Below are 23,172 nucleotides of genomic sequence, written 5' to 3'. Positions count from 1 at the left end.
GCGTGAGCGGCAAGGGTCGTGAGGTCGCGTGAAATTCCTTTCCGTTACTTTCACGACCCTTGCTGCAAGCCTTGCGTCAGCGCTACCGTCACGCCGGGGTCGGACCCGATCGAGCCGCAAGCGCAAGGAGTTCACCGCTGTGACACCGAGATGGCCGGCGCCCTCGCGGCGCCGCACCGCCGCCACCGCACGGATCGCGGCCGTTGCCGCGACCGCCGTCGCGGCGACCCTCCTCCCACCGCTCACCGCGCGGGCGGACGCCCCGCCCGCACCCCCGTCGGACGCCAAGCTCGCCCAGGCCGCCGCGCGCCACGACCTCACCCGCGAGCAGTTCTACTTCGTCCTGCCGGACCGCTTCGCCAACGGCGACACCCGCAACGACAAGGGCGGCCTGACCGGCACCCGCCTCGCCACCGGCCACGACCCCGCCGACAAGGGCTTCTACCAGGGCGGCGACCTCAAGGGCCTCACCGACCGGCTCGACTACATCAAGGGCCTGGGGACCACCTCCCTGTGGATGGCGCCCATCTTCAAGAACCAGCCCGTGCAGGGCACCGGCGCGAACGCCTCCGCCGGCTACCACGGCTACTGGATCACCGACTTCACCCAGGTCGACCCGCACTTCGGCACCAACCAGGACCTCAAGAACCTGATCTCCAAGGCGCACGCCAAGGGCATGAAGGTCTTCTTCGACGTCATCACCAATCACACCGCAGACGTCGTCGACTACGAGGAGAAGTCCTACGACTACCTCTCCAAGGGCGCCTTCCCGTACCTGACCAAGGACGGGCGGCCCTTCGACGACGCCGACTACGCGGACGGCGAGCGCCGCTTCCCGCGCGTGGACACCGGCTCCTTCCCGCGCACGCCGACGGTCCCGGCCGACAAGAAGAACCTCAAGATCCCGTCCTGGCTCAACGACCCCACGATGTACCACAACCGGGGCGACTCCACCTGGGCCGGCGAGTCCACCACGTACGGCGACTTCTCCGGCCTCGACGACCTGTGGACCGAACGTCCCGAGGTCGTCGACGGCATGGAGAAGATCTACCAGCGGTGGGTGAAGGACTTCGGCATCGACGGCTTCCGGATCGACACCGTGAAGCACGTCAACATGGAGTTCTGGACCCAGTGGGCCACCGCGCTGGACGCCTACGCGGCGAAGAAGGGCCGCGACGACTTCTTCATGTTCGGCGAGGTCTACTCCGCCGACACCGCCGTCACCTCCCCGTACGTCACCCAGGGCCGCCTGGACTCCACGCTCGACTTCCCCTTCCAGGACGCCGCCCGCGCCTACGCCTCCCAGGGCGGCAGCGCCCGGAAACTCGCCGCCGTCTTCGGTGACGACTGGAAGTACACGACCGACAAGGCCAACGCCTACGAGCAGGTCACCTTCCTCGGCAACCACGACATGGGCCGCTTCGGCACCTTCCTCAAGCAGGACGACCCGAAGGCCGGCGACGCCGAACTGCTGAAGAAGGGCAGGCTCGCCAACGAGCTGATGTTCCTCAGCCGCGGCAACCCGGTGATCTACTACGGCGACGAGCAGGGCTTCACCGGCGCGGGCGGCGACAAGGACGCCCGCCAGCCGATGTTCGCCTCCCGCACCGCCGACTACCTGGACGACGACCAGCTCGGCACCGACCGCACCCACGCCGAGGCCGCCTACGACACCGGCGCGCCCCTGTACCGGCAGATCCGCGCCCTCGCCCAGCTCCGCAAGGCCCACCCGGCCCTCGCCGACGGCGTCCAGACCGAGCGGTACGCGGCCGACGGCGCCGGCGTCTACGCCTTCTCCCGCACGGACGCCGCCCGCGGCACCGAGTACGTGGTCGCCCTCAACAACGCCGACGAGGCGAGGACGGCCACCTTCGCGACCGGCTCGGCGGACATGGCCTTCCGGGGCGTCTACGGCACCGACGCCACCGTGCGGTCCGGCGCCGACAAGAAGGTCACGGTCACCGTCCCGGCCGGATCGGCGATCGTCCTCAAGGCCGCGGGCCGGCTCGCCGAGCCCGCCACGAAACCGGCCGTCACCCTCACCGCCCCCGAGCCCGGCGCCACCGGCACCGTCGAGGTGACCGCCGACGTCACGGGCGGGCAGCTGAACCGCGTCGTCTTCGCCGCCCAGACCGGCGACGGCAAGTGGCGCACCCTCGGCTCCGCCGACCACGCCCCCTACAAGGTCACCCACACCATCGCCGGGGACACCCCCGCCGGCACCGCCCTGCGCTACAAGGCGGTCGTGATCGACTCGGCGGGCCGTACCGCGAGCACGACGGCCGCCTCGACGACCGGCACCCCGCCCGTCGAGCAGCCGCCCACCGCCGCCTCCCGCGACTACGCGATCGTCCACTACAAGCGCGAGGACGGGAACTACGACGACTGGGGCCTGTACGCCTGGGGCGACCTCGCCGAGGGCGAGGCCACCGAGTGGCCGGCCAGCCACCCCTTCACCGGCCGCGACGCCTACGGCGCCTTCGCCTACGTCAAGCTGAAGCCGGGCGCCTCCGACGTCAGCTTCCTCGTGATCGACAAGGAGGGCGGCAAGGACGTCGCCGCCGACCGCACCATCGACGTCACCCGGACCGGCGAGGTGTGGATCGAGCAGGGCAAGGAGCAGGTCGTCACGGAACGGCCCGGCCATCCGGCCCCGGACACCACCAAGGCCGTCCTGCACTACCACCGCGCCGACGGGAACTACGACGGCTGGGGCCTGCACGTCTGGGGCGGCGCCGCGAACCCCACCGACTGGTCGAAGCCGTTGACGCCGGTCAGGACCGACCCCTACGGCGCGGTCTTCGAAGTACCCCTCACCGAGGGCGCCACGAGCCTCGGCTACATCGTCCACAAGGGCGACGAGAAGGACCTGCCCACCGACCAGGCCCTGGACCTCAAGGCCGACGGTCATGAGGTGTGGCTGCTGAGCGGCGAGGAGAAGTACCTGCTGCCGCAGCCGGCCGGATCGGCGGCGGCCGTCGACCTCAGCACCTCCAAGGCCGTCTGGATCGACCGCGACACCGTCGCCTGGAACGGCTCCGCAGGCGCCGCCTCCACCCAGCTCCTCGCCTCCCGCACCGGCTCCGTCGAGGCCGTGGACGGCACCCTCACCGGTGACGACGAGCAGTGGCTCCGCCTGTCCGGTACCACCCTCACCGACGCCCAGAAGGCGAAGTTCCCGCACCTGAAGGAGTACACCGCCTGGACCGTCGACCCGCGTGACCGCGACCTGGTGCGCGCGGCCCTGCGCGGCCAGGTCGTCGCTTCCCAGCGCGCGGCCAACGGCGCCGTGCTCGCGGCGACCGGTGTGCAGACCGGCGGCGTCCTGGACGACCTGTACGCGGCCGACGCCGTGAAGGCCGACCTCGGTCCGGTCTTCCGCCACGGCCGCCCCACCCTCTCGGTGTGGGCGCCGACCGCGCAGGACGTGGAGCTGGAGATCGGCGACCGCACGGTCCCGATGCGCCGCGACGACGACACCGGCGTCTGGTCGGTGACCGGCCCGAAGTCCTGGAAGGGCGAGGCCTACCACTACGCCGTCAAGGTGTGGGCGCCCGAGGCCGGGGAGGTCGTCACCAACAAGGTCACCGACCCCTACTCGCTCGCCCTGACCACCGACTCCGAGCGCAGCCTCGTCGTCGACCTGGCCGACCGCTCGCTCGCCCCGCGCGGCTGGGACGGCTACCGCAAGCCCGAGGCCGTGCCGCTCAGGGACGCCCAGATCCAGGAGCTGCACATCCGCGACTTCTCCGTCGCGGACCGCACGGCGGACCCGGACCACCGGGGCACCTACCTCGCCTTCACCGACGACGGGAGCGACGGCTCCCGGCACCTGCGCGAGCTGGCCGAGGACGGCACCTCGTACGTGCACCTGCTGCCGGCGTTCGACATCGCCACGATCCCGGAGCGGAAGTCCGACCAGGCCGGCGTCGACTGCGACCTCGCCGCGTTCCCCGCCGACTCCGAGAAGCAGCAGGAGTGCGTGGCGAAGGCGGCGGCGAAGGACGCCTACAACTGGGGCTACGACCCGTACCACTACACGGTCCCCGAGGGCTCCTACGCCACCGACCCGGACGGCACCGCCCGCACGGTCGAGTTCCGCGAGATGGTCAAGGCGCTGAACGACGACGGCCTGCGGGTCGTCATGGACGTCGTCTACAACCACACGGCGGCGAGCGGCCAGGCGCGGACCAGCGTCCTGGACCGGATCGTCCCCGGCTACTACCAGCGGCTGCTGGCCGACGGCTCGGTGGCGAACAGCACCTGCTGCGCCAATACCGCCACCGAGAACGCCATGATGGGCAAGTTCGTCGTCGACTCGGTCGTCACCTGGGCCAAGGAGTACAAGGTCGACGGCTTCCGATTCGACCTCATGGGCCACCACCCGAAGGAGAACATCCTCGCGGTCAGGAAGGCGCTGGACGAGCTGACCCTCGCCGAGGACGGCGTCGACGGCAAGAAGATCATCCTGTACGGCGAGGGCTGGAACTTCGGCGAGGTCGCCGACGACGCCCGCTTCACGCAGGCCACCCAGAAGAACATGGCCGGCACCGGCATCGCGACTTTCTCCGACCGCGCCCGCGACGCCGTGCGCGGCGGCGGCCCCTTCGACGAGGACCCCGGCGTCCAGGGCTTCGCCTCCGGCCTGTTCACCGAGCCCAACGGCTCGAAGGCGAACGGCACCCCGGCCGAGCAGAAGGCCCGCCTCCTGCACTACCAGGACCTCATCAAGGTCGGCCTGACCGGCAACCTCGCCGACTACACCTTCACGGACACCGACGGCAAGGAGGTCAAGGGCTCCGAGGTCGACTACAACGGCGCCCCCGCCGGCTACGCGAAGGCCCCCGGCGACGCCCTCGCCTACGCCGACGCGCACGACAACGAGACGCTGTTCGACGCGCTGGCCTTCAAGCTGCCGAAGGACACGTCCGCCGACGACCGGGCGCGCATGCAGGTGCTCGCCATGGCGACCGCCGCCCTCTCCCAGGGCCCGGCGCTCTCCCAGGCCGGCACCGACCTGCTGCGCTCCAAGTCGCTGGACCGCAACTCCTACGACAGCGGCGACTGGTTCAACGCCGTCCACTGGAACTGCGCCGACGGCAACGGCTTCGGCCGCGGTCTGCCGCCGGCGGCCGACAACCGGGACAAGTGGCCCTACGCCAAGCCGCTGCTGGGCGCGGTCAAGACCGGTTGCCCCCAGATCACGGCGGCCTCGGCGGCGTACGGCGACCTGCTGCGGATCCGGACGAGCGAGCGGGACTTCTCGCTCGGCACGGCGCAGCGGGTGCAGTCCCGGCTCTCCTTCCCGCTCTCCGGGAAGGACGAGACACCCGGCGTGATCACCGTGCGCCTCGGTGACCTGGTCGTCGTCTTCAACGCGACCCCGCAGGAGCAGCGGCAGCGGGTGGGCGAGGCCGCCGGGACCGGCTACCGACTGCACCCGGTGCAGGCGTCCGGAGCGGACCCCGTCGTGCGGCGGGCGGCCTACGCGCGGGAGTCGGGCACCTTCACGGTCCCGGCCCGCACGGTGGCGGTCTTCACCCGCGCGGGCTAGCGGCACGCTGCGGTTAGGGTGCTCCTGTCCGCCGTAGAAGAGGAGCACCCATGCCGCAGATCACCATCGAGCGTTCCGCCTGGCTGGACGACATCGACTGGGAGGAGCTGGCGGTCGCGCTGCACCCGGTGGTCGTCGAGACGGCCGCCGCCCGGCTGGAGGCGTGCAAGACGCGGGTCCTGCGCGGCGAGGAGGACGTCGTCGGCGCCGACAAGGAGAGGCACGCCATCGTGAACGTGTCGATCGCCCTGCTCGCCGGACGCAGCGACGAGACGAAGGCGCAGCTCACCGAGGCCGTGGTGGAGCTGCTGCGCAAGCACGTCGAGCCGAGGGACGGGGTCACCCTGCACCTGTCGGCGGAGGTGCGCGACCTCGACCCGTCCTACCGCAAGGCCGAGGTCTGAGCTACGACGCCAGCGCGGTCAGCCGGCCGACCAGGTCCCCGAAGGGGCCGTCGGCCGGCTCCTCGGCGAGGACGCGGCGCAGCAGGGCGCCCATCTCCTCGTCGTAGGCGGCGCTCACCGCCGTCAGCGCGGCGAAGTCGTGCACGAGCTGGAGCTCCAGCTCGGCGCGCGGGATGCGGCGCCCGTCGAGCCAGATCAGGGCCGTGGACTCGGCCAGGGAGATCCAGGAGCGGACGACCAGTTCCAGGCGCGCGGGCGGATCACTGACGTCCAGATGCGCGAGGATCTGGACGTACGCGGCCTGCCGTACGGAGTCCACGAGCGCGTTGGTCGTCGACGAGCCGACGGCCGGACCGCCGCGCATCAGCGCCGAGAAACCGGGGCCGTGCTCGTCGACGAAGTCGAAGTAGCGGCCCATGACGCGCAGCAGCCGCGCCCCCAGCGGACCCTGTCTGGGCTCCGCGAACCGGGCCGCGAGATCGTCCGAGGCGCGCCGCAACGCTGCCTCGTACAGGCTGAGTTTGCCGGGGAAGTAGTGGTAGACCAGCGGTCGGGAGATGCCGGCGGCCGACGCTATCTCGTCGATGGAGACCTCATCGGGCGAGCGGCGGCTGAACAGGTCGAGGGCGACGCCGATCAGCTGCTGCCGCCGTTCCTCGACGCCCATCCTGCGGCGTACCCCGGTAGTCATACGAACACCTTACCGATCGAATCCGGCCCCCGAACGGGCCGGACCGGCCATCGGTGTTCACATGTCCGGCTAGCGCAGCCCGCCGATGGTGCGGCCGTCGGCCAGGGTGCCCTTCAGCTCCGCCCGCGCGCCCTGTTCCGCCTTCGCCGTCAGCAGGTTTCCGTCGGCGGAGCCGTCGACGCCGCCCGTCGCCGCGACCGACCTCGTGTCACGGCCGCCGGCGGCGAGCAGGTACCAGTGCCCGCCCTCCGACTTCCACAGCACCCCGGCCAGCACCTGCGGATCGCGCTCGCCGCACGCCGGTACGTCCTGCGCCTTCGCCGCCACCGCCCCCTGCGCCCCGCCCGGCGTCCGGAACTGGGCCATGACCCGCGCCCCGTCGCCCCGCCAGGTCTCGGCCCGGGTGCACACCCAGGCGGCCGAGCCGCTCGCGTCGGGCAGCGGCTGCGTCGCGAACTCCCAGGCGTTCACCGACCGCACGCCCTGCCCCCGCACCGCGCCCAACGAGCAGGCGTACGGCGCCCAGGCGTCCAGCGCCTTCGGCCCCGAGGCGTCCTCGGCGGAGCCCGGACGGCCGGTCGTGAGCCGGGCCGGCACCAGCTCGCCGAGGTCGGTCACCAGGCGGGTGGCCGAGCCGTCGGTCAGCTCCAGCGCGTTCCAGGACGCGCACCCGCCGGACTGCTCCCGCACCGGGCTCGCCACCGGCGAGGTCACGCCGTCGGTGAGCGTCAGCTCCCGGGCCTCGGCGTCCGGCTCGGTGAGGTCCCGGCCCGCCGCCTTCGTCACCCAGGGCGCCGTCAGGTAGCGGACGTTGCCGTCGGCCCGGCCCAGGACCACCGCGTTCGCCTCGGCCCGGCCCGCGCCGTCGGTGCGCGCGAAGTCCAGGGCGGCACCGGCCGTACCGTCCCTCGGCTCGGCGTACCGGGCGATGCGCAGACCGTCGTGCAGGATCACGATGCGCGCGTTGTCCACGGTCCCGGCGTACAGCAGCCGGGGCGGGCCCGACGGTCCGCCGGTCGGCGTGCCCGGGGTCGCCGAGACGCCCACGTTCTCGCCGGGCCGGGCCCACACGGCGAGGGCGCGGCGCAGCAGCTCCGCGTCACCGGTGAGGTCACCGCGCGCCGGCCACACCGAGAAGTCGGTGCGCGCGGACGTCTTCCACGCGGCCGGGGCGGCCTTGGTCAGCTTCGCGGGGTCGAGCGCGGCCTCGGCCGCCGGGTTCCGGGCGTAGGGCGGGGCGGCGGCGCCGTCCGGGCCCCAGCCGTCGCCGGGCAGGCCCAGCAGCGCCCCGCACACCACCAGCGCCGCCCCGGCGACCAGCGCGGCCTTCGTGTGCTGCCGGCGGCGCATCAGGTCGGTCGGCCGGGCCTGCAGCGAGCAGGGGTCGAACTCGGGGGAGCCGAGCAGCGCGTACTGGCCCGGCACCTCGTCGGCCTCCCGCAGCGCGGCGTCCGCGTCCGTGACCCCGGCGGCTGCGAGCAGCTGCCGTACCGCGGCGTCGGAGAGGTTCTCCAGGCCGCGCAGCACGTACGCCGCCCGGCCCGGCGCGGACAGGGCGGACAGCCGCTGGTCCAGGGCGAGTTCGTCGGCGCCGCCGGAGCGGGGGAAGAGCTTGAGTCCGCGCACCCGGGGCAGCAGCGGCGGCAGCTGGGACCGCTTGGGCCACGCCCGCCGCCTGAGCGGGAGCCCCGCCTCCAGCGCCGTACGGATGACCCGCAGGCGGACCAGGGCGTAACCGGGGTCGGTGTCGCGGCCGGTCGCCTGGGCCGGGATCGCGGGGGGCGTGGTGCGGTTGCGGGGCAGCGCGCGCTGGGTGAGGGCGTGCGCGGTCAGGACGCGGCGGCTCCGGCCGAGGCCCGGCGGCAGCACCAGGTAGGCGAGCCGGACCAGGCGCGGATAGTGCTCGACGAGCGCGGCCTCGGCCTGCTCGACGTCGACGACCGGGCCGGCCGGGGAGACGGAGGACGGTGCGGGGGGCGGGGCGACATCCTGTGACTGCACGTTCAGCAGAACGAGCGAATCGGCGGATGGTCACCTTGCCCAGGTCAGCCCGCGGGGGTCAGTCGACGGGCTCCACCAGCGCCCGGGCGTAGGCGGCCATCGACCGCTGGTAGCGCGGCAGATGGGGGGCGAGGGCGCCGAGCACCAGGGACAGGCCCTCGCGGTCGCGCCCCATGCTCGACAGGCACAGCGCGAGGGTGGCGCGTACCGCGTCGTCCAACTCGTCCGAGGGGGCGAGCAGTTCGGGCGACAGCAGCTTGACGCCCTCCTCCGGGTGCCCGGTGTTGCGCAGGGAGCTGGAGAGCTGGATCTTCGCCCGGCGGCCCTTGTAGCCGCTGACCTCGCCCAGACCGCGCGCCAGCGCCTGACGGTAGAGGGGCACGGCCCGGTCGGAGTGGCCCGTGGAGTCCCAGGCGCAGGCCCGCTCGAACAGGCCGAGGGGGTGGTCCGGCGGCAGCTCGTCGGCGAGGGCGTCGATCACCGCGCGGAAGGCGGCGGCGTCCTGTTCGGCGTGGTCGTCGAACGTCGCCCACGCGGCGGTCACTCGGTCTTCCCAGTCCTGGTCCACGGCGCCACTCTCGCACGGGCGCGGGCGAAAAGAGCAGCGGGATGCCTGAGTACTTCGCGCCCGGCGCCCGTACCGATGGCGAGAGCCCCTCGCCGGGGCTCCGCGCGGCATGTCGCCACGACGGACCGGAGGAACAGATGAGGCTGACCCGACCGATGCTCGCGACGGCCGCGGCGGCGGTACTGGCGCTGACGGGCTGCGGGACCGACGGGGACGGCGAGGCCGCCGTGCCCGAGACGGCGACCGGGAGCCTGGAGCACCTGGCCGCCGAGGCGCGGTGCGCCCCGGACCTGCAGACCGACGCCGACACCATCCGCCAGGCCCTGTGCGAGAAGGGCGACGAGAAGTACGTCCTCGCCACCTTCTCCACCGACCGGGGCCAGCGCGAATGGATCAACACCGCCAAGGACTACGGCGGTTACTACCTCGTCGGCCGCAAATGGGTCGCCGTCGGCCACGAGGACGTCGTGGCCGAGCTGCGCGGCCGGCTCGGCGGAACCCTGGAGCAGGGCACGCGGCACGGCGGGGACACGCACGCGGGCGGGCACGCGGGACACGGCGGCTGAGAGCGTACGGGCGGGCGCGGAGGTGGGGGCGGGACACGAAGGGGGCCGGTGGCGCGTACGCCACCGGCCCCGTCCGGCCCCCCGAGGGGGAGGGGGGACTACTGGCAGTCCTCGCCGCTGTTGATGCAGTCGACGACCTCGTTCATCAGGTCCTCGTCCATGACGTTGATGAAGTCGTTGTGGTCGGTGATCGGCTTGTGCAACTGCTCCGGGAAGCTGTCCACGGCGTACGGGTTGCGGACCTGGCCGTTCTCGACGGTCGGGGTGGGGATGTCGTACACCAGGCGGACCTGGAGCTGGGGGATGGCCTGGAAGCCGTTCGGGCAGCCGCCGTCCTCCTGGACGAAGGCCATGTGGTCCCGGTGGTTGGCGCTGTCGATGTTCTGGCCGTCCCAGCAGCTCTGGAAGTTCGACGTGCGCACCACCTGGCTGCCCTCGGGACACAGCGGGTACTTGTCGGTGACCTGCCGGTCCTCGAAGCCGGTGCAGCTCCACGAACTGTTGGCGTTCGCGTCGCCGTTGGTGAACGACTTGGCGTCACCGGTGATGATGCGCAGGAACCTGGGCATGGCGACCACGTCGCCCTGCTGGTTGCCGACGAACCTCAGCTCCGCCTGGGCCGGCTTCAGGATCCGGCCGACGTTGCCCTCGGCGCCGCCGCCCTGCTCGTTCGCGTCGAACTCCGCGGTGCCGTCCTGGAGGCGCAGCACCGGCCAGTAGTACGTGGACCTGTCGCCCTGGTTCTGGCAGGAGGTGTCCGCGTTCGCCAGGTCCTCGTCGCTGGAGAAGGCGTCGTTGTCCTGGTTGCCGACGTAGTCGTGCGTGTGGTGCGCGCCGTTGTCGACGCCCGGGGCGGCGATCAGGTTGTCGCTGTTGAACAGGTTGTTCTCGTTGACCCCGCAGTCCGTGGTGAAGGTGCCGGTGGAGCCTCCGTCGCCGTCGGCCGCCAGGCCGTTCTGGCTGTTGCGGGAGTTCGGCTCGACGTCGGCGATGTCGATGAAGTCGTCCGCCACCGGACCCGCGGCGCCGTTGCCGTTGTCGTCCTGACCGTCACCCTGGTCCTGACCGTCGCCTTGGTCCTGGCCGTCGCCGTCCTGCGGCTGCTCGGCGGGCTGTCCCTGGCAGGGGGCCAGGTCGTCCAGGTTGTCGTCGGCCCGGCCGCCCGCCCGGTTGATCTCCAGCTGGATGCGGTCGATGACCGCCTTCCGCCGGTCCTTGAGCGGGCCGAGGATGGCGTTGTCGACGTAGCGGGCGTCACCCGCCTGCGCCTGCCGCGTGGTGGCGAGGCGCTGATAGGCGTCGGTGATCTGGCTGTCCATCGTGGCCAGTTCGCCGTCCACCTCGCCGCGGGCCCGGTCCGGCACGTCGGAGAGCTGCTGGCCGACGTCGGGGCAGTCGATCGTCGCGACCTGCGCGGCGGCGGACCTCGTCCGGTTGTGCGCCGGATTCTCCTCGTGCGCCGAGGCGTGGAAATTGGCCCAGACCAGCCCGCCCCCGCCGACCGCCAGGGCCGCCGCCCCGGCTACGACCTTGGTGGCCAGCGGCGTACGGCGTTTTCGTGTGGTGCGTCCCATGAGACTCCTCTGACTTCCTTGCGGGGCAGCGAGGGCGCCCGACAGGAGTGAAGCGGCTCCCCTCCATACGGAAGCCGCCACCGAGGTGTTCACCCGGCCAGGAGATTGCCGGGGCCCGTGGGACGGGTGGGACCGGCGATCAGGTCAGCGGCCGTGGTCCAGATACGCCAGAACCGCCAGGACACGGCGGTTGTCGTCGTCCGAGACCTCCAGGCTCAGCTTGGCGAAGATGTTGGCGGTGTGTTTCGCGATGGCCCGCTCGGTGACGACGAGCTTGCCGGCGATCGCGGCGTTGGTCCGGCCCTGGGCCATCAGCTCCAGCACCTCCAGCTCCCGGGGCGTCAGCCGCTCCAGCGGCCGGTCCTGAGCCGCACGCCGGCTGAGCAGCTGCTGGATGACCTGCGGGTCCATCGCCGTACCGCCCGCCGCCACCCGCCGTACGGCGTCCACGAACTGCTCCGCGTCGAACACCCGGTCCTTGAGCAGGTACCCGACCCCGCCGCTGCCGTCGGCGAGCAGCTCACGCGCGTAGAGCTGCTCCACGTGCTGGGAGAGGACCAGGACCGGCAGCCCCGGCCGTGCGCGGCGGGCCTCGAGCGCGCACTGCAGGCCCTCGTCGGTGAGGGTGGGCGGCAGCCGGACGTCCACGACCGCGACGTCCGGCTCCAGTTCGGCCAGCGCCCGGGACAGCTCGGGGCCGGTCTCGACGGCGGCGGCGATCTCGAAGTCGTGGGCCTCGAGGAGCCGGACCAGTCCTTCGCGGAGCAGGAAGAGGTCTTCGGCTACGACAACGCGCAAGGGATCTCCATGGTGACCATGGTGGGGCCGCCCGCGGGCGAGCTGACGGCCAGGACGCCGTCGAATGTACCGAGCCGGCGCTCCACCCCGGCCAGCCCCGACCCCGCCGCGCTCACCGCACCGCCCTTGCCGTTGTCGGTGACGGAGACGCGCAGCTGCCCGTCGGCGTGGTGGGCGTCGATCCAGATCCGGTCGGCGCCGGAGTGCTTCACGGCGTTGGTGAGGATCTCGCTGACCGCGAAGTACGCGGCCGCCTCCACGGGCGCCTGAGCACGGCCCCGCAGGTCCACGTCCACCTCGGTCGTCACGGGCAGCCGCAGCGCCAGGGCCCGCACGGCGTCCCCGAGGCCGCGCTCGGCGAGTACCGGCGGGTGGATGCCGCGCACGAGTTCCCGCAGCTCGGTCAGGGCGTCGGCGGAGGACCGGCGGGCCTGCGCGAGCAGCTCCCGGGCCTTGGCGGGGTCCTTCTCCAGCAGGACCTCGATGGTGCCCAGGTCCATGCCCATGGCGACCAGCCGGGCCTGCGCCCCGTCGTGCAGGTCGCGCTCGATGCGGCGCAGTTCGGCGGCGGAGGTGTCGACGGCGTCACGGCGGGTCTCGGTCAGGACACGCACCCGCTCGGCGAGTTCGCCCTGGTGGGAGCCGAGGACCGCGCCGGTGAGCCGGAAGTGGGCGTCCAGCAGGCGCGGGGTGAGCCAGTACGCGGCGACGAGGAGGACGGCGCCCAGGGCGGCGGCGTAGAGCGCGGTGGTCTGGTCGGAGACGGGCACGAAGCCGTACCAGTAGGTGTCGGACCAGACCCGCCACAGCCCGGCCGCGATCACGAACCCCTCCAGCGGGTAGAGCGGCAGGCAGAAGGCCAGCAGCGCGGTGACGAAGCCCGCCGTCATGTCGACCGGGAGCCAGAGGAAGTCCCGCCAGGTCGCCGGGTCCCTGAGCATGCCGAAGGTGCGCGCCCACGGGTTGGCGCCCTCGGGCAGCGGCCGGTACGCCCGCTGGATCCGCACCCCGCCCCACTGCGCGGCGAGCAGCCGCCGCCAGTCGGCGAACATCCGCACGCCGGTCAGCACCCAGGGTGTGGTGACGATACCGATCCCGACGGGGATCAGGGCGACGGACACGAGGGGCAGGGAGAAGCAGAGCACCGCGCCGGGCAGGGAGATCAACGCCAGCGCGAGTCCCCGCACGGCCGCCAGCCCCACGTTCCGTGCCCCACGCCCGGCCCGCCGGGCTTCGCTCTTCGTCTCGATCGTCGTCATGCCGTCAGTCTCGCCGAGGCGACGGCGCTCAGGCACTGGGTCCGGCACCCCGGTCGGGGGGTGGTGCCAGGTACACCCCCGCCGGCCCGCCGCCGGGTCCGTCGACCGGTCCGGCGCCGGGTCCACTGCCCGGCCCGGCGCCCGGTCTGTCGCCGGGTCGGTTGTCGGGTGTACCGGCCGGTCCGCCGCCGGGTCTACCGGCCGGTCCCGCCGCCGGGTCCGCCACCCGGCCCGCCACCCGGCCCGGCGCCCGGTCCGTCGCCGGGTCGGTCGCCGGGTCAGCCGTCGTGGGCCGCGAGCGCCTTCGCCTCCGTCTCGGGGTCCAGTCCCACCGGCGGCCGGTCCGGGCGCCGGGGTGCCGTGCCGCCGATGTCCCGCAGCCAGGCCCAGGTGTCGGCGACGGTGTCGGCGGCCGGCCGGCAGCGCAGGCCCGTCGCCAGGGCCCGGGAGACGTCCGCGCTCTGGAGGGCGTCGTGCAGTTCGCTGCCCGGCGGCGTCCACACCGGCAGCTGGCCCCACGGCTCGATGCCGGCGTCGAGGACCGTGCCGGGATCGAGCCAGCGCAGCTCCGCCGCGCCGCCCGTCGTCCGTACGCAGGCGTCGAGCAGGGCGCCCATGGTGGTGTGCCCCGGCGGGGAGACCAGGTTGAAGGCGCCGCCCAGCTCCCGCTCCACCGACCCGAGCACCCAGTCGGCGAGGTCGCGGACGTCGACGTACTGGAGGGGGAGGTCCCGGGGGCCGGGCGCGAGCACCGGGCCGCCGCGCGCGACGCGGTTCAGCCACCAGGGCAGCCGGCCGATGTTCTCGTACGGACCGAGGATCAGTCCGGCCCGGACGAGCACCGAGCGGTCCGCGCCGAAGGCGTCCAGCACGGCGAGTTCGGCGCCCCGCTTGTCCCGGGCGTAGTCGGTCGGCCCGGCGTCCGCCGAGGCGCCCTCGACGAGCGGGGCGTCCTCGGTGTACCCGGCGGGCGGGGCCCACGCGTACACCGAGCAGCTCGACACGTACACGTACCGCCCGACGCGGCCCCGCAGCAGCCGCGCCGCGTCCCGTACCACGTGGGGCGCCGCCGACCAGGTGTCGACGACGGCGTCCCACGTGCCGTCCGCCAGGGCGGCGAGCCCGTCGGGGGCGGTGCGGTCGCCGTGCAGCGCCCGCGCCCCCGGCGGCGGGGCGTGCCGTCCGCGGTGGAGGAGGGTCACCTCCCAGCCGCGCCCGAGCGCCGCCTCCACCACGGCCCGCCCCACGAACTCCGTACCGCCCAGCACCAGTAGCCTCATGGAGGCCACTGTGCCCGCTACGGCGGCCGGGGGGAACGCCCGTCTGCCGACAGCAGAGACTCAGCGTCCGGCGGGCGGCGTGTACTTGTAGCCGACCCGCCGCACGGTCTGGATCGTCCGGCGGTGCTCGGCGCCGAGCTTGCGGCGCAGCCGGGCCACGTGCACGTCGACGGTCCGGCCGTCGCCCACGTGTCCGTACCCCCACACCGTGGTCACCAGCTGGTCGCGGGTGTGCACCCGGTGCGGGTGCGTGACGAGGTGGGCGAGCAGTTCGAACTCCAGGTAGGTCAGGTCGAGTTCGCGGCCGTCCACGGCGGCGGTGCGTCGCGCGGTGTCGATCCGGACCAGCGGGTCGCCCCCCTGGCCGCCGCCCCGGCCCACGGCGTCGTCACCCGGGTCCGTCCGTACCGGCCCGGACGCGCCGAACGGGAGGAGCGGCCGCTGGTCGGCCGGGACCAGCACCAGGTAGCCGACCATCGGCGGCCGGCCCGGCAGGGAGGGCAGGGCGTGCGGGGGAGCGGGCAGCCAGGTGGCGCCCGGCGGCAGCAGGTCCGCGACGTCCACCGTCTCGTCCCGGTCGACGGCACGCAGCCGGTGCCGGGGAGCGCCGGGAGCCGACGGGGCGGGGACGGGCGTGGGGGAGTCGAGGGGGACGGTGGACAGGGAACGGGTGGTCGCCATGAGACGTCAGCTCTTTCGCGCGAGAGGTTCGTCGGGTGGGGCGACGGGCGCGAGTGGATGATCGGGCGCGTCGCGGGACGTACGTCGTGCGCGCCGGCCGAAGGCCTGGGATACGGCTTCTAGCGGGCCGGCGCGGTCGTCGCGCGGCAACACACCCGGTCGAAGTCGTCGTGCTGACGGGAGGGCCAGAAGGGCTCGAGGTCATGGCGACCCGTCGAGTCGTGCTTCCGGAAGCCGGTCATGGGCCCATTGAAGCAGAGACCCGCCCTCGGCAGGACCCTTCTCTCACTGCGTGGACACCTCCGGCGGGAAACAGCCGGCGGCCCGGTCGTCCCACCGGCCCGGCGGCAGCGCGAAGGGGTGCCCACCGTGACGGCGGGCACCCCTTCGCGCGAGCGGGACGGATCAGACCTGGCCGGCCTTCTCCAGCGCCGTGCAGCAGGTGTCGACGAGCAGGCGGGTCACCACGTACGGGTCGACGTTGGCGTTCGGACGGCGGTCCTCGATGTAGCCCTTGCCGTCCTTCTCGACCTGCCACGGGATGCGGACCGAGGCGCCGCGGTCGGAGACGCCGTAGGAGTACTCGTTCCACGGGGCGGTCTCGTGCAGGCCGGTGAGGCGGTCGTCGATGCCGGCGCCGTAGTTCTTGACGTGGTCCATCGGCTTGGAGCCCTCACCGAGCGACTCGGCGGCGGTGATGATCGCGTCGTAGCCCTCGCGCATCGCCTTGGTGGAGAAGTTGGTGTGCGCGCCCGCGCCGTTCCAGTCGCCCTTGACCGGCTTGGGGTCGAGGGTCGCGGAGACACCGAAGTCCTCGGCGGTGCGGTAGAGCAGCCAGCGGGCGACCCAGAGCTGGTCGGAGACCTCCAGCGGGGACAGCGGGCCGACCTGGAACTCCCACTGGCCCGGCATGACCTCGGCGTTGATGCCGGAGATGCCGAGGCCCGCCTTGAGGCAGTTGTCCAGGTGCGCCTCGACGACGTCACGGCCGAAGATCTCGTCCGAGCCGACACCGCAGTAGTAGCCGCCCTGCGCGGCCGGGAAGCCGCCCTCGGGGAAGCCGAGCGGGCGGGCGCCCTTGAAGAAGGTGTACTCCTGCTCGATGCCGAAGATCGGTTCCTGCGCGGCGAACCGCTCGGCCAGCTCGACCAGCGCGGCGCGGGTGTTGCTCGGGTGCGGCGTCATGTCCGTGTCGAGGACCTCGCACAGGACCAGGATGTCGTCGCCGCCGCGGATCGGGTCGGGGCAGGAGAAGACCGGCTTGAGGACGCAGTCCGAGGAGCTGCCCTCGGCCTGGTTGGTGGAGGAGCCGTCGAAGCCCCAGACCGGCAGGGCGGCCAGACCCGCGGGGGCGTCCGTGATGATCTTCGTCTTGGAACGGAGCTTGGCCGTCGGCTCGGTGCCGTCGATCCAGATGTACTCGGCCTTGAAGGTCACGGGGACACATCCTTCGGGGTGGGTCTGGGCGCACTTGCGGGTGCTGCGGCACTGGGGCATCCGTGGCGCCGCGTCTACTGCCGTGCAGCGTGCCAACAGGCGATTTCCCGTCCGTTGCCCGTATGTGAACCCCGTGTTACCTGGGCCCGGTGTGGTGCGTCTCTCACGTGTGCCGGGCCCGGCAACGGGTCGGGGGTGACCGGGCCTCACTCCACCTTCTCGATCAGCGCCCGCCGGATCAGGAACTTGCCCTCCTCCCGGACCTGTTCGAACGCGGCGTCGTTGAGCAGCACGCAGCTGCCGGAGACGGAGGCGACCTCCACCGTCGTGGACCTGTCGTTGTCCAGGTTGGTCACCTTGAGCCGGGTGCCCACCGGGAACCGGTCGCTGGAGGCGGCGGGCGCGCCGCCCTCGCCGGAGAGGGTGACGGTGGAGCCGGCGCACACCTGCTCCCCGGCCCGCGCGGCAGCGCCACCCGCCTGGTCGCCCGCCTGGTCGCCCGCGCGGTCGCCTGCCTGGCTTTCCCCCTGGTCACCGGCGTCCTGGCCGTCCTGCGGCGGCTGCGTGGTCCGAGAGTCCTGAGCCGACTCCCCGACCGTGCAGCCGGACGCCTCCTGCTGGCGCTCGATCTCCGCGACGACCGCCTCGCGGTTGGCGATCCGCGCCTCGGACTGCGCGTCGGGATCGGCCCGCTGGCCCTCGATGAACCGCCGGTTGTTGCCGAGCGCGGTGGCCAGGCCCTGGCAGACGGAGGAGTCCTGAGCGGCCTTCGCCCGGGCGTCCTGGGTGGTCTGCGCGGCGTTCGAGGCGTTCGCCGTCACGAAGGCCCCGCCGCCCGCCACCGTCGCGGCACCGACCAGGAGCGCGATCTTCTTCTTCGTACCGAGAGTTCTCCTGCGCGACATGCGCGCCTCCTGAAGAGGTAGGGGAGCGTACGCCGCTATGTACGGGATACCGAACGGAGTTGCTCAGCGGTCGCGCGGACACGCGCGGGTAACCTGCGTCACACGCCGCCCTGTTCGTACGCGACGACGTTGTCGTCGACGTACTGGAGCAGCCCTTCGGTCTGCCGGGTGAGCGCCTCCTCCCCGGTCTGGGCCCCGTCGCCCCACTGGCCGTTGGCGAACACCACCGACCGTACGGTCATCAGCCGCCGGAAGACGCCCGCCGACCCGGGCGGCACCGTAGGCAGTCCCGCCTCGGGCGGCGGGTCGAGCGAGACCGTCTGGTACGTCACCGGGTCCATGGAGGCCATGGCGAACACCGTTCCGGCGTCCTCCGCGCGCGCGAAGCTCGCCACGGTCACGGACACCTGCGAGCGCCGGTCTGCGTCCGTGAACAGGGCCGTGGTGAGCCGCAGGCAGCCCTCGCCCTGGTCGACCAGGGCGGCCAGCTCCGGTGACATGCCCCGGGCGCACTCGGTGGTGGTGGCGACGTCGACGCGCTGGTACCGGGAGCCGTCGGACAGGCGTACGCCGGCCTCCGGGAACGCCTGCTCGGCGCGCACGACCGGGCGCGCGAGCAGCGAGGGCAGGGCGGAGGGGGCGCCGGAGGGCGGGCCCGCGGTGACGGACGGGGCGGCGGCGGGCGAGGCGTCCGACGTGGCGGGCGCGGGAGCGGACTGGTCGCCGCGGTCGCCGTCGTCGTCGCCGAAAAGGGCCAAGACGCCGGCGACGACGGCCGCGACGAGCACGCCGCCCGTCGCCGCGGCCACCGCGAGCCGGGTACGGCGGCGTCTGCGTATGCGGTGCCGCTCGCCCTCCGGGGGCGGCTGGACCGCCCCGGGCGCGTACGGTCCGTTCATCCCGTACGGCCCGTACGGCGCCTGCTGTCCGTACGGCGCCTGCTGTCCGTACGGCGCCTGCTGTCCGTAGGGGGCGTGCGGGCCGTGCTGGCCGTACCGGATTTCTTGATCATCGTGGGTCATGGCGGCGCAGGGTAACAGCGCGGACCGCCCCGAGTCGCGGTGACCGACATTCCGTGTGCTACCGGGACAGAGCGTCCCTGACCGCCTCGTCGGTGCGGCCCACCACGGCCGTTCCGTCGTCCGCCGTGATGATCGGACGCTGGATCAGCTCGGGGTGCTCGGCGAGCGCCGTGACCCAGCGATCGCGTGACGCGTCGTCACGGGCCCAGTCCTTCAGGCCGAGTTCCTTGGCGGCGGCCTCCTGGGTGCGGGTGATGTCCCAGGGTTCGAGGCCGAGGCGGGTGAGCACCTCGCGGATCTCGTCCTCGCTCGGTACGTCCTCCAGGTAGCGGCGGACGGTGTACTCGGCTCCCTCGGCGTCGAGCAGGCCGATCGCGCTGCGGCACTTGGAACAGGCCGGGTTGATCCAGATCTCCATGCGGCACACGGTAGCCCGAGGGGCGCGAAAACCCGTTCGCCCCGTGCGTCCCAGCGACCCCGAAAGCCCTTGTGGCCAGGGGCTTTTGTCAGTGGTGGGCGGTAAAATAGAAGCAGTGTTCGAGGGTGTCGCCGGGGGGTCCGGCCGGCGCCCTGACCGCGACAGGAGGATGCCCGTGCCCGCTGCCGCACTGAAGCCGAAGCCGTTGCCCACCCAGTCCACCGCCAAGCGGCCCGTTCTGCTCGATCTGCCGTACGAGCCCGTGGAGAAGCGTCCGCTGCCGGCGGGCCGCCCCCGCGAGTGGTACGTGACGCACAACCGCCGGCTCAAGGCGATGCGCCTGGCCATCGCCCTGCTCGACTCCGGCGTCTACCTGCCCGGACAGGCGCGCAACGCGCGGATACGGAGGGCCGCCGAGACCATCGGCGTCCACCCGCCGTCGGACACGACGTGCCACATGGTGCGGGCGCTGATGCGGTACTCGCGCTGAGCCCACGCCGGACACCGCCGCTTCCCGCGCGGTGTCCGGCGCCTAGTAGGGCGCCCGGAAATCGGCGTACCCCAGCAGGACGATCACCGCCGCCACACAGCCCAGCACCACGGCGGTGGAGACCCAGGACGACCGGCGTCCGGAGCGGCCCACGTGCTCGGGATCGGCGCGGAAGGGGACCGGTCCGGGCGGGTTCTCCTTCCAGCGCGCGGCGAGCATCCGGGCCCGCGCGGAAGGTTCCTTGCGCTCGGCGCCGTCCGCCCACCTCAGGTCGAACTCCCGCTCCTCGTCGTCCCGTTCGGACATGTCCGATCCCTCTCCCCGTCCCCTGACTCGAACAACCGTGTCAGTATCCATGATCCCGGGCCGGGTTCCGCCAGGGGCGGTTTCCGGCCGACGACGGCGCCCCCGCCCCCTGACGAACAGGGGACGGGGGCGCCGGACGACCCGGGCCGGCCTGAGCCGACCGGGAGACGATCACACGTCGAAGTACATCTCGAACTCGTGCGGGTGCGGACGCAGCTGCAGCGGCGCGATCTCGTTGGCGCGCTTGAAGTCGATCCACGTCTCGATCAGGTCCGGCGTGAACACGTCGCCCTGGAGGAGGAACTCGTGGTCGGCCTCCAGGCGGTCCAGGACCGCGCCCAGCGAGGTCGGGACCTGCGCCACGTTGGCGTGCTCCTCGGGAGCCAGCTCGTAGAGGTCCTTGTCGATCGGCTCGGCCGGCTCGATCTTGTTCTTGATGCCGTCCAGGCCCGCGAGGAGCAGCGCCGAGAAGGCCAGGTACGGGTTGCCGGAGGCGTCCGGGGCGCGGAACTCGACGCGCTTGGCCTTCGGGTTCGAGCCCGTGATCGGGATGCGCATCGCGGCGGAGCGGTTGCGCTGCGAGTACACCAGGTTCACCGGCGCCTCGAAGCCCGGCACCAGGCGGTGGTAGGAGTTCACCGTCGGGTTGGTGAAGGCCAGCAGCGACGGGGCGTGCTTGAGGATGCCGCCGATGTAGTAGCGGGCGGTGTCGGACAGGCCGGCGTAGCCCTGCTCGTCGTAGAAGAGCGGCTCGCCGTTCGACCACAGCGACTGGTGGACGTGCATGCCCGAACCGTTGTCACCGAAGATCGGCTTCGGCATGAAGGTCGCCGTCTTGCCGTTCTTCCACGCCACGTTCTTCACGATGTACTTGAAGAGCTGGAGGTCGTCGGCGGCGGCCAGCAGCGTGTTGAACTTGTAGTTGATCTCGGCCTGGCCGGCGGTGCCCACCTCGTGGTGCTGGCGCTCGACCTGGAGGCCGGAGCGCTCCAGCTCCAGGGAGATCTCGGCACGCAGGTCGGCGAAGTGGTCGACCGGCGGGACCGGGAAGTAACCGCCCTTGTAGCGGACCTTGTACCCGCGGTTGTCCTCCAGCGCACCGGTGTTCCAGGCGCCGGCCTCGGAGTCGATGTGGTAGAAGGACTCGTTCGCGCTGGTGGCGAAGCGGACGGAGTCGAAGACGTAGAACTCCGCCTCCGGGCCGAAGAACGCCGTGTCCGCGATGCCGGTGGAGGCGAGGTAGGCCTCGGCCTTCTTCGCCACGTTCCGCGGGTCGCGGGAGTACTGCTCGCCCGTGATCGGGTCGTGGATGAAGAAGTTGATGTTGAGGGTCTTATCCCGGCGGAACGGGTCGACGCGCGCGGTGGACAGGTCGGGGCGCAGCGACATGTCCGACTCGTGGATGGCCTGGAAGCCGCGGATCGAGGAGCCGTCGAAGGCCTGCTCGTCGTCGGGGTCGAACGCGGCGGCGGGCAGCGTGAAGTGCTGCATGACGCCCGGCAGGTCGCAGAACCGGACGTCGACGAACTTGACGTCCTCGTCGGCGATGTACTTCTTGGCCTCGTCGGCGTTCTGGAACATCCAGCTCCTCCTACTCCCGACCGTCCCGCCGGGGTGGTAGATCGTTCGTGCGGCCAGTGCGGGTGGCACACGCTTCTTCGACCCTAGGGACGGGTGATTTCTCGGGCGTGACCCATTTGTTTCGCAGAAGTTAACCGGCTCCGTTCCAGCCTAGGCCCCCTGCGCCCCCCGCACACCCCGTCGTGCGCCGCCGCTCGCACCCCTCCGTCCGGTGGTCAAATACGGGCGCAGTACCGTGGACGGGTGGACAACAGGCAAGCAATCGGATCGTGGCTGTCCGGGCCGCGCGCGGCCATCGAAGAGGCCGGCGCCGATCTCGGATACCGGGGTGAGCAGCTCGGGCTGCCCGAGGAGGGACCGGGCTCGATCGCCCGTCCGGGGCGGCGGCTCGGCGCGCTGGCCGTGGACTGGGCCCTGTGCCTCTTGATCGCATACGGCCTGATCACGGACGGCTACGACCAGGCGACCGGCAACTGGGCCCTGCTGATCTTCTTCGTGCTGAGCGTGCTGACCGTCGGCACGGTCGGCTTCACCCCGGGCAAGCGCCTCTTCGGCCTGCGCGTGCTGGACCTGGGCACGGGCCGCCCGAGCCCCGTGCGCGCCCTGCTGCGCTCCGTCCTGCTGTGCGTCGCCATCCCGGCGCTGGTCTGGGACCGCGACGGCCGGGGCCTGCACGACCGGCTGGCGCGCACCGTGGAAGTACGGATCTGACGACGCCGGTACGGAGACCGGTACAGCGACCGGTCGGTACGGCGACCGGTACAGCGACCGGTCGGTACGGCGACCGGTACAGCGACCGGTACGGCGAGGGGGCGCCCGGATCTCTCCGGGCGCCCCCTCGCCGTACCGGCGTCTTGAGGTGCCGCTGTCGGGTCGTGAAGCCCCGTCGGGTCAGCGCCCCCTGGGGTTGCCGCCCTTGGGCATGCGCATGCCCTTCGGCATCGGGCCCTTGGGGAGCGGCATGTTGCTCATCAGGTCGCCGAGGGCGCGCAGCCGGTCGTTGGTCACGGTGACCTGCGGGCCGGACAGCACACGGGGCAGCTTGAGCATGGTGGTGCGCAGCTTCTTCAGCTCCACCTGGCCCTCGCCGGTGCCCACGACCAGGTCGTGCACGGGCACGTCGGCGACGATGCGGTTCATCTTCCGCTTCTCGGCGGCGAGCAGGGACTTCACCCGGTTCGGGTTGCCCTCCGCCACCAGCACGATGCCGGCCTTGCCGACCGCGCGGTGCACCACGTCCTGGTTGCGGTTCATCGCCACCGCGGGCGTCGTCGTCCAGCCCCGGCCGATGTTGTCCAGCACGGCCGCCGCCGCGCCGGGCTGGCCCTCCATCTGGCCGAAGGCCGCCCGCTCGGCCCGGCGTCCGAAGACGATCGCCGTCGCGAGGAAGGCGAGCAGTACGCCCAGGATGCCCAGATAGATGGGGTGACCGATCAGGAAACCGATCGCGAGGAAGACACCGAAGACGACGATGCCGACACCCGCGAGTACAAGACCGATCTTCTTGTCGGCCTTGCGGGTCATCTTGTAGGTCAGAGCGATCTGCTTCAGTCGCCCGGGATTCGCAGCGTCCGCTGCAGGTTCCTTCCTCGCCATGGCACGAAGTCTACGTGGCCCCGAAAGCGCCGACGACGGCA

20 protein-coding genes are annotated in these 23,172 nt (G+C 72.4%); 5 read left to right on the top strand and 15 right to left on the bottom strand.

Annotation, left to right across the window (positions count from 1 at the left end):
• Positions 1-139: 139 nt before the first annotated feature.
• A complete protein-coding gene (gene pulA, locus ACFIF2_RS18310) occupies positions 140-5,554 on the top strand; it encodes a pullulanase-type alpha-1,6-glucosidase (protein ID WP_395573820.1) in 5,415 nt (1,804 codons plus the stop codon).
• A gap of 50 nt (positions 5,555-5,604) precedes the next feature.
• Positions 5,605-5,958, top strand: a complete 354-nt coding sequence (locus tag ACFIF2_RS18305) for a 5-carboxymethyl-2-hydroxymuconate Delta-isomerase (protein WP_395573818.1) — start codon at positions 5,605-5,607, stop codon at positions 5,956-5,958.
• 1 nt (position 5,959) lies between these two features.
• On the opposite strand, the gene ACFIF2_RS18300 is transcribed toward ACFIF2_RS18305, so the two are convergent.
• The 3 genes from ACFIF2_RS18300 to ACFIF2_RS18290 all read right to left on the bottom strand — a co-directional run bounded on the left by ACFIF2_RS18300 (position 5,960) and on the right by ACFIF2_RS18290 (position 9,218).
• Positions 5,960-6,649, bottom strand: a complete 690-nt coding sequence (locus tag ACFIF2_RS18300; protein WP_395573816.1) for a TetR/AcrR family transcriptional regulator — start codon at positions 6,647-6,649, stop codon at positions 5,960-5,962.
• 69 nt (positions 6,650-6,718) lie between these two features.
• On the bottom strand, positions 6,719-8,650 hold the full coding sequence (locus ACFIF2_RS18295) for a hypothetical protein (protein WP_395573814.1): 1,932 nt from the start codon (positions 8,648-8,650) through the stop codon (positions 6,719-6,721).
• A 58-nt stretch (positions 8,651-8,708) separates the two neighbouring features.
• Positions 8,709-9,218: a tetratricopeptide repeat protein gene (locus ACFIF2_RS18290; RefSeq protein ID WP_395573812.1), complete on the bottom strand. Its 510-nt coding sequence runs from the start codon at positions 9,216-9,218 to the stop codon at positions 8,709-8,711.
• Positions 9,219-9,355: 137 nt separating this feature from the next.
• Here ACFIF2_RS18290 and ACFIF2_RS18285 point away from each other — a divergent pair, with 137 nt between their 5' ends.
• Positions 9,356-9,784, top strand: coding sequence for a hypothetical protein (locus tag ACFIF2_RS18285; RefSeq protein WP_395573810.1), 429 nt, complete (start codon positions 9,356-9,358; stop codon positions 9,782-9,784).
• A 98-nt stretch (positions 9,785-9,882) separates the two neighbouring features.
• Here ACFIF2_RS18285 and ACFIF2_RS18280 read toward each other — a convergent pair whose 3' ends face one another.
• The 9 genes from ACFIF2_RS18280 to ACFIF2_RS18240 all read right to left on the bottom strand — a co-directional run bounded on the left by ACFIF2_RS18280 (position 9,883) and on the right by ACFIF2_RS18240 (position 19,158).
• Positions 9,883-11,358, bottom strand: coding sequence for a DUF1996 domain-containing protein (locus tag ACFIF2_RS18280; RefSeq protein WP_395573808.1), 1,476 nt, complete (start codon positions 11,356-11,358; stop codon positions 9,883-9,885).
• Between the two features lie 144 nt (positions 11,359-11,502).
• On the bottom strand, positions 11,503-12,156 hold the full coding sequence (locus ACFIF2_RS18275) for a LuxR C-terminal-related transcriptional regulator (protein ID WP_395573806.1): 654 nt from the start codon (positions 12,154-12,156) through the stop codon (positions 11,503-11,505).
• Positions 12,141-13,415, bottom strand: a complete 1,275-nt coding sequence (locus ACFIF2_RS18270; protein WP_395573804.1) for a sensor histidine kinase — start codon at positions 13,413-13,415, stop codon at positions 12,141-12,143. The genes ACFIF2_RS18275 and ACFIF2_RS18270 overlap by 16 nt, the downstream gene beginning before the upstream one ends.
• 278 nt (positions 13,416-13,693) lie before the next feature.
• Positions 13,694-14,695 (bottom strand): SDR family oxidoreductase, encoded by a 1,002-nt coding sequence (locus ACFIF2_RS18265; protein WP_395573802.1) that lies wholly within the window; start codon positions 14,693-14,695, stop codon positions 13,694-13,696.
• A 60-nt stretch (positions 14,696-14,755) separates the two neighbouring features.
• The gene (locus ACFIF2_RS18260; RefSeq protein WP_395573800.1) at positions 14,756-15,376 is read right to left on the bottom strand and encodes a winged helix-turn-helix domain-containing protein; all 621 of its coding nucleotides are present in this window, start codon (positions 15,374-15,376) and stop codon (positions 14,756-14,758) included.
• A gap of 405 nt (positions 15,377-15,781) precedes the next feature.
• On the bottom strand, positions 15,782-16,813 hold the full coding sequence (gene glnII, locus ACFIF2_RS18255) for a glutamine synthetase (protein WP_395573798.1): 1,032 nt from the start codon (positions 16,811-16,813) through the stop codon (positions 15,782-15,784).
• Positions 16,814-17,019: 206 nt separating this feature from the next.
• Positions 17,020-17,718 carry a hypothetical protein gene (locus ACFIF2_RS18250; protein ID WP_395573796.1) on the bottom strand — a complete coding sequence of 233 codons (699 nt, stop codon included), beginning with the start codon at positions 17,716-17,718 and terminating at the stop codon, positions 17,020-17,022.
• 98 nt (positions 17,719-17,816) lie between these two features.
• On the bottom strand, positions 17,817-18,740 hold the full coding sequence (locus ACFIF2_RS18245; RefSeq protein WP_395573794.1) for a hypothetical protein: 924 nt from the start codon (positions 18,738-18,740) through the stop codon (positions 17,817-17,819).
• Positions 18,741-18,798: 58 nt separating this feature from the next.
• Positions 18,799-19,158 carry an arsenate reductase family protein gene (locus tag ACFIF2_RS18240; protein WP_395573792.1) on the bottom strand — a complete coding sequence of 120 codons (360 nt, stop codon included), beginning with the start codon at positions 19,156-19,158 and terminating at the stop codon, positions 18,799-18,801.
• 175 nt (positions 19,159-19,333) lie between these two features.
• On the opposite strand from ACFIF2_RS18240, the gene ACFIF2_RS18235 reads away from it, so the two are divergent.
• Positions 19,334-19,648 (top strand): hypothetical protein, encoded by a 315-nt coding sequence (locus ACFIF2_RS18235; protein WP_395573790.1) that lies wholly within the window; start codon positions 19,334-19,336, stop codon positions 19,646-19,648.
• A 42-nt stretch (positions 19,649-19,690) separates the two neighbouring features.
• Here the strand turns inward: ACFIF2_RS18235 and ACFIF2_RS18230 are convergent, their stop codons facing one another.
• Complete coding sequence (locus ACFIF2_RS18230) at positions 19,691-19,954, bottom strand: hypothetical protein (protein WP_395573788.1); 264 nt, start codon at positions 19,952-19,954, stop codon at positions 19,691-19,693.
• Between the two features lie 171 nt (positions 19,955-20,125).
• Positions 20,126-21,535, bottom strand: a complete 1,410-nt coding sequence (gene glnA / locus ACFIF2_RS18225; protein WP_395573786.1) for a type I glutamate--ammonia ligase — start codon at positions 21,533-21,535, stop codon at positions 20,126-20,128.
• A gap of 243 nt (positions 21,536-21,778) precedes the next feature.
• On the opposite strand from glnA, the gene ACFIF2_RS18220 reads away from it, so the two are divergent.
• Positions 21,779-22,246 (top strand): RDD family protein, encoded by a 468-nt coding sequence (locus tag ACFIF2_RS18220; RefSeq protein ID WP_395573784.1) that lies wholly within the window; start codon positions 21,779-21,781, stop codon positions 22,244-22,246.
• Between the two features lie 180 nt (positions 22,247-22,426).
• On the opposite strand, the gene ACFIF2_RS18215 is transcribed toward ACFIF2_RS18220, so the two are convergent.
• The gene (locus ACFIF2_RS18215) at positions 22,427-23,131 is read right to left on the bottom strand and encodes a DUF4191 domain-containing protein (protein ID WP_395573782.1); all 705 of its coding nucleotides are present in this window, start codon (positions 23,129-23,131) and stop codon (positions 22,427-22,429) included.
• Positions 23,132-23,172 lie beyond the last annotated feature (41 nt).

The sequence above is a fragment of the Streptomyces sp. BK79 genome, assembly GCF_044142145.1.
GTDB lineage: Bacteria > Actinomycetota > Actinomycetes > Streptomycetales > Streptomycetaceae > Streptomyces.
The sequence above is the reverse complement of the archived record's forward strand: the minus strand, read 5'-3'. Positions and strand labels throughout refer to the sequence as shown.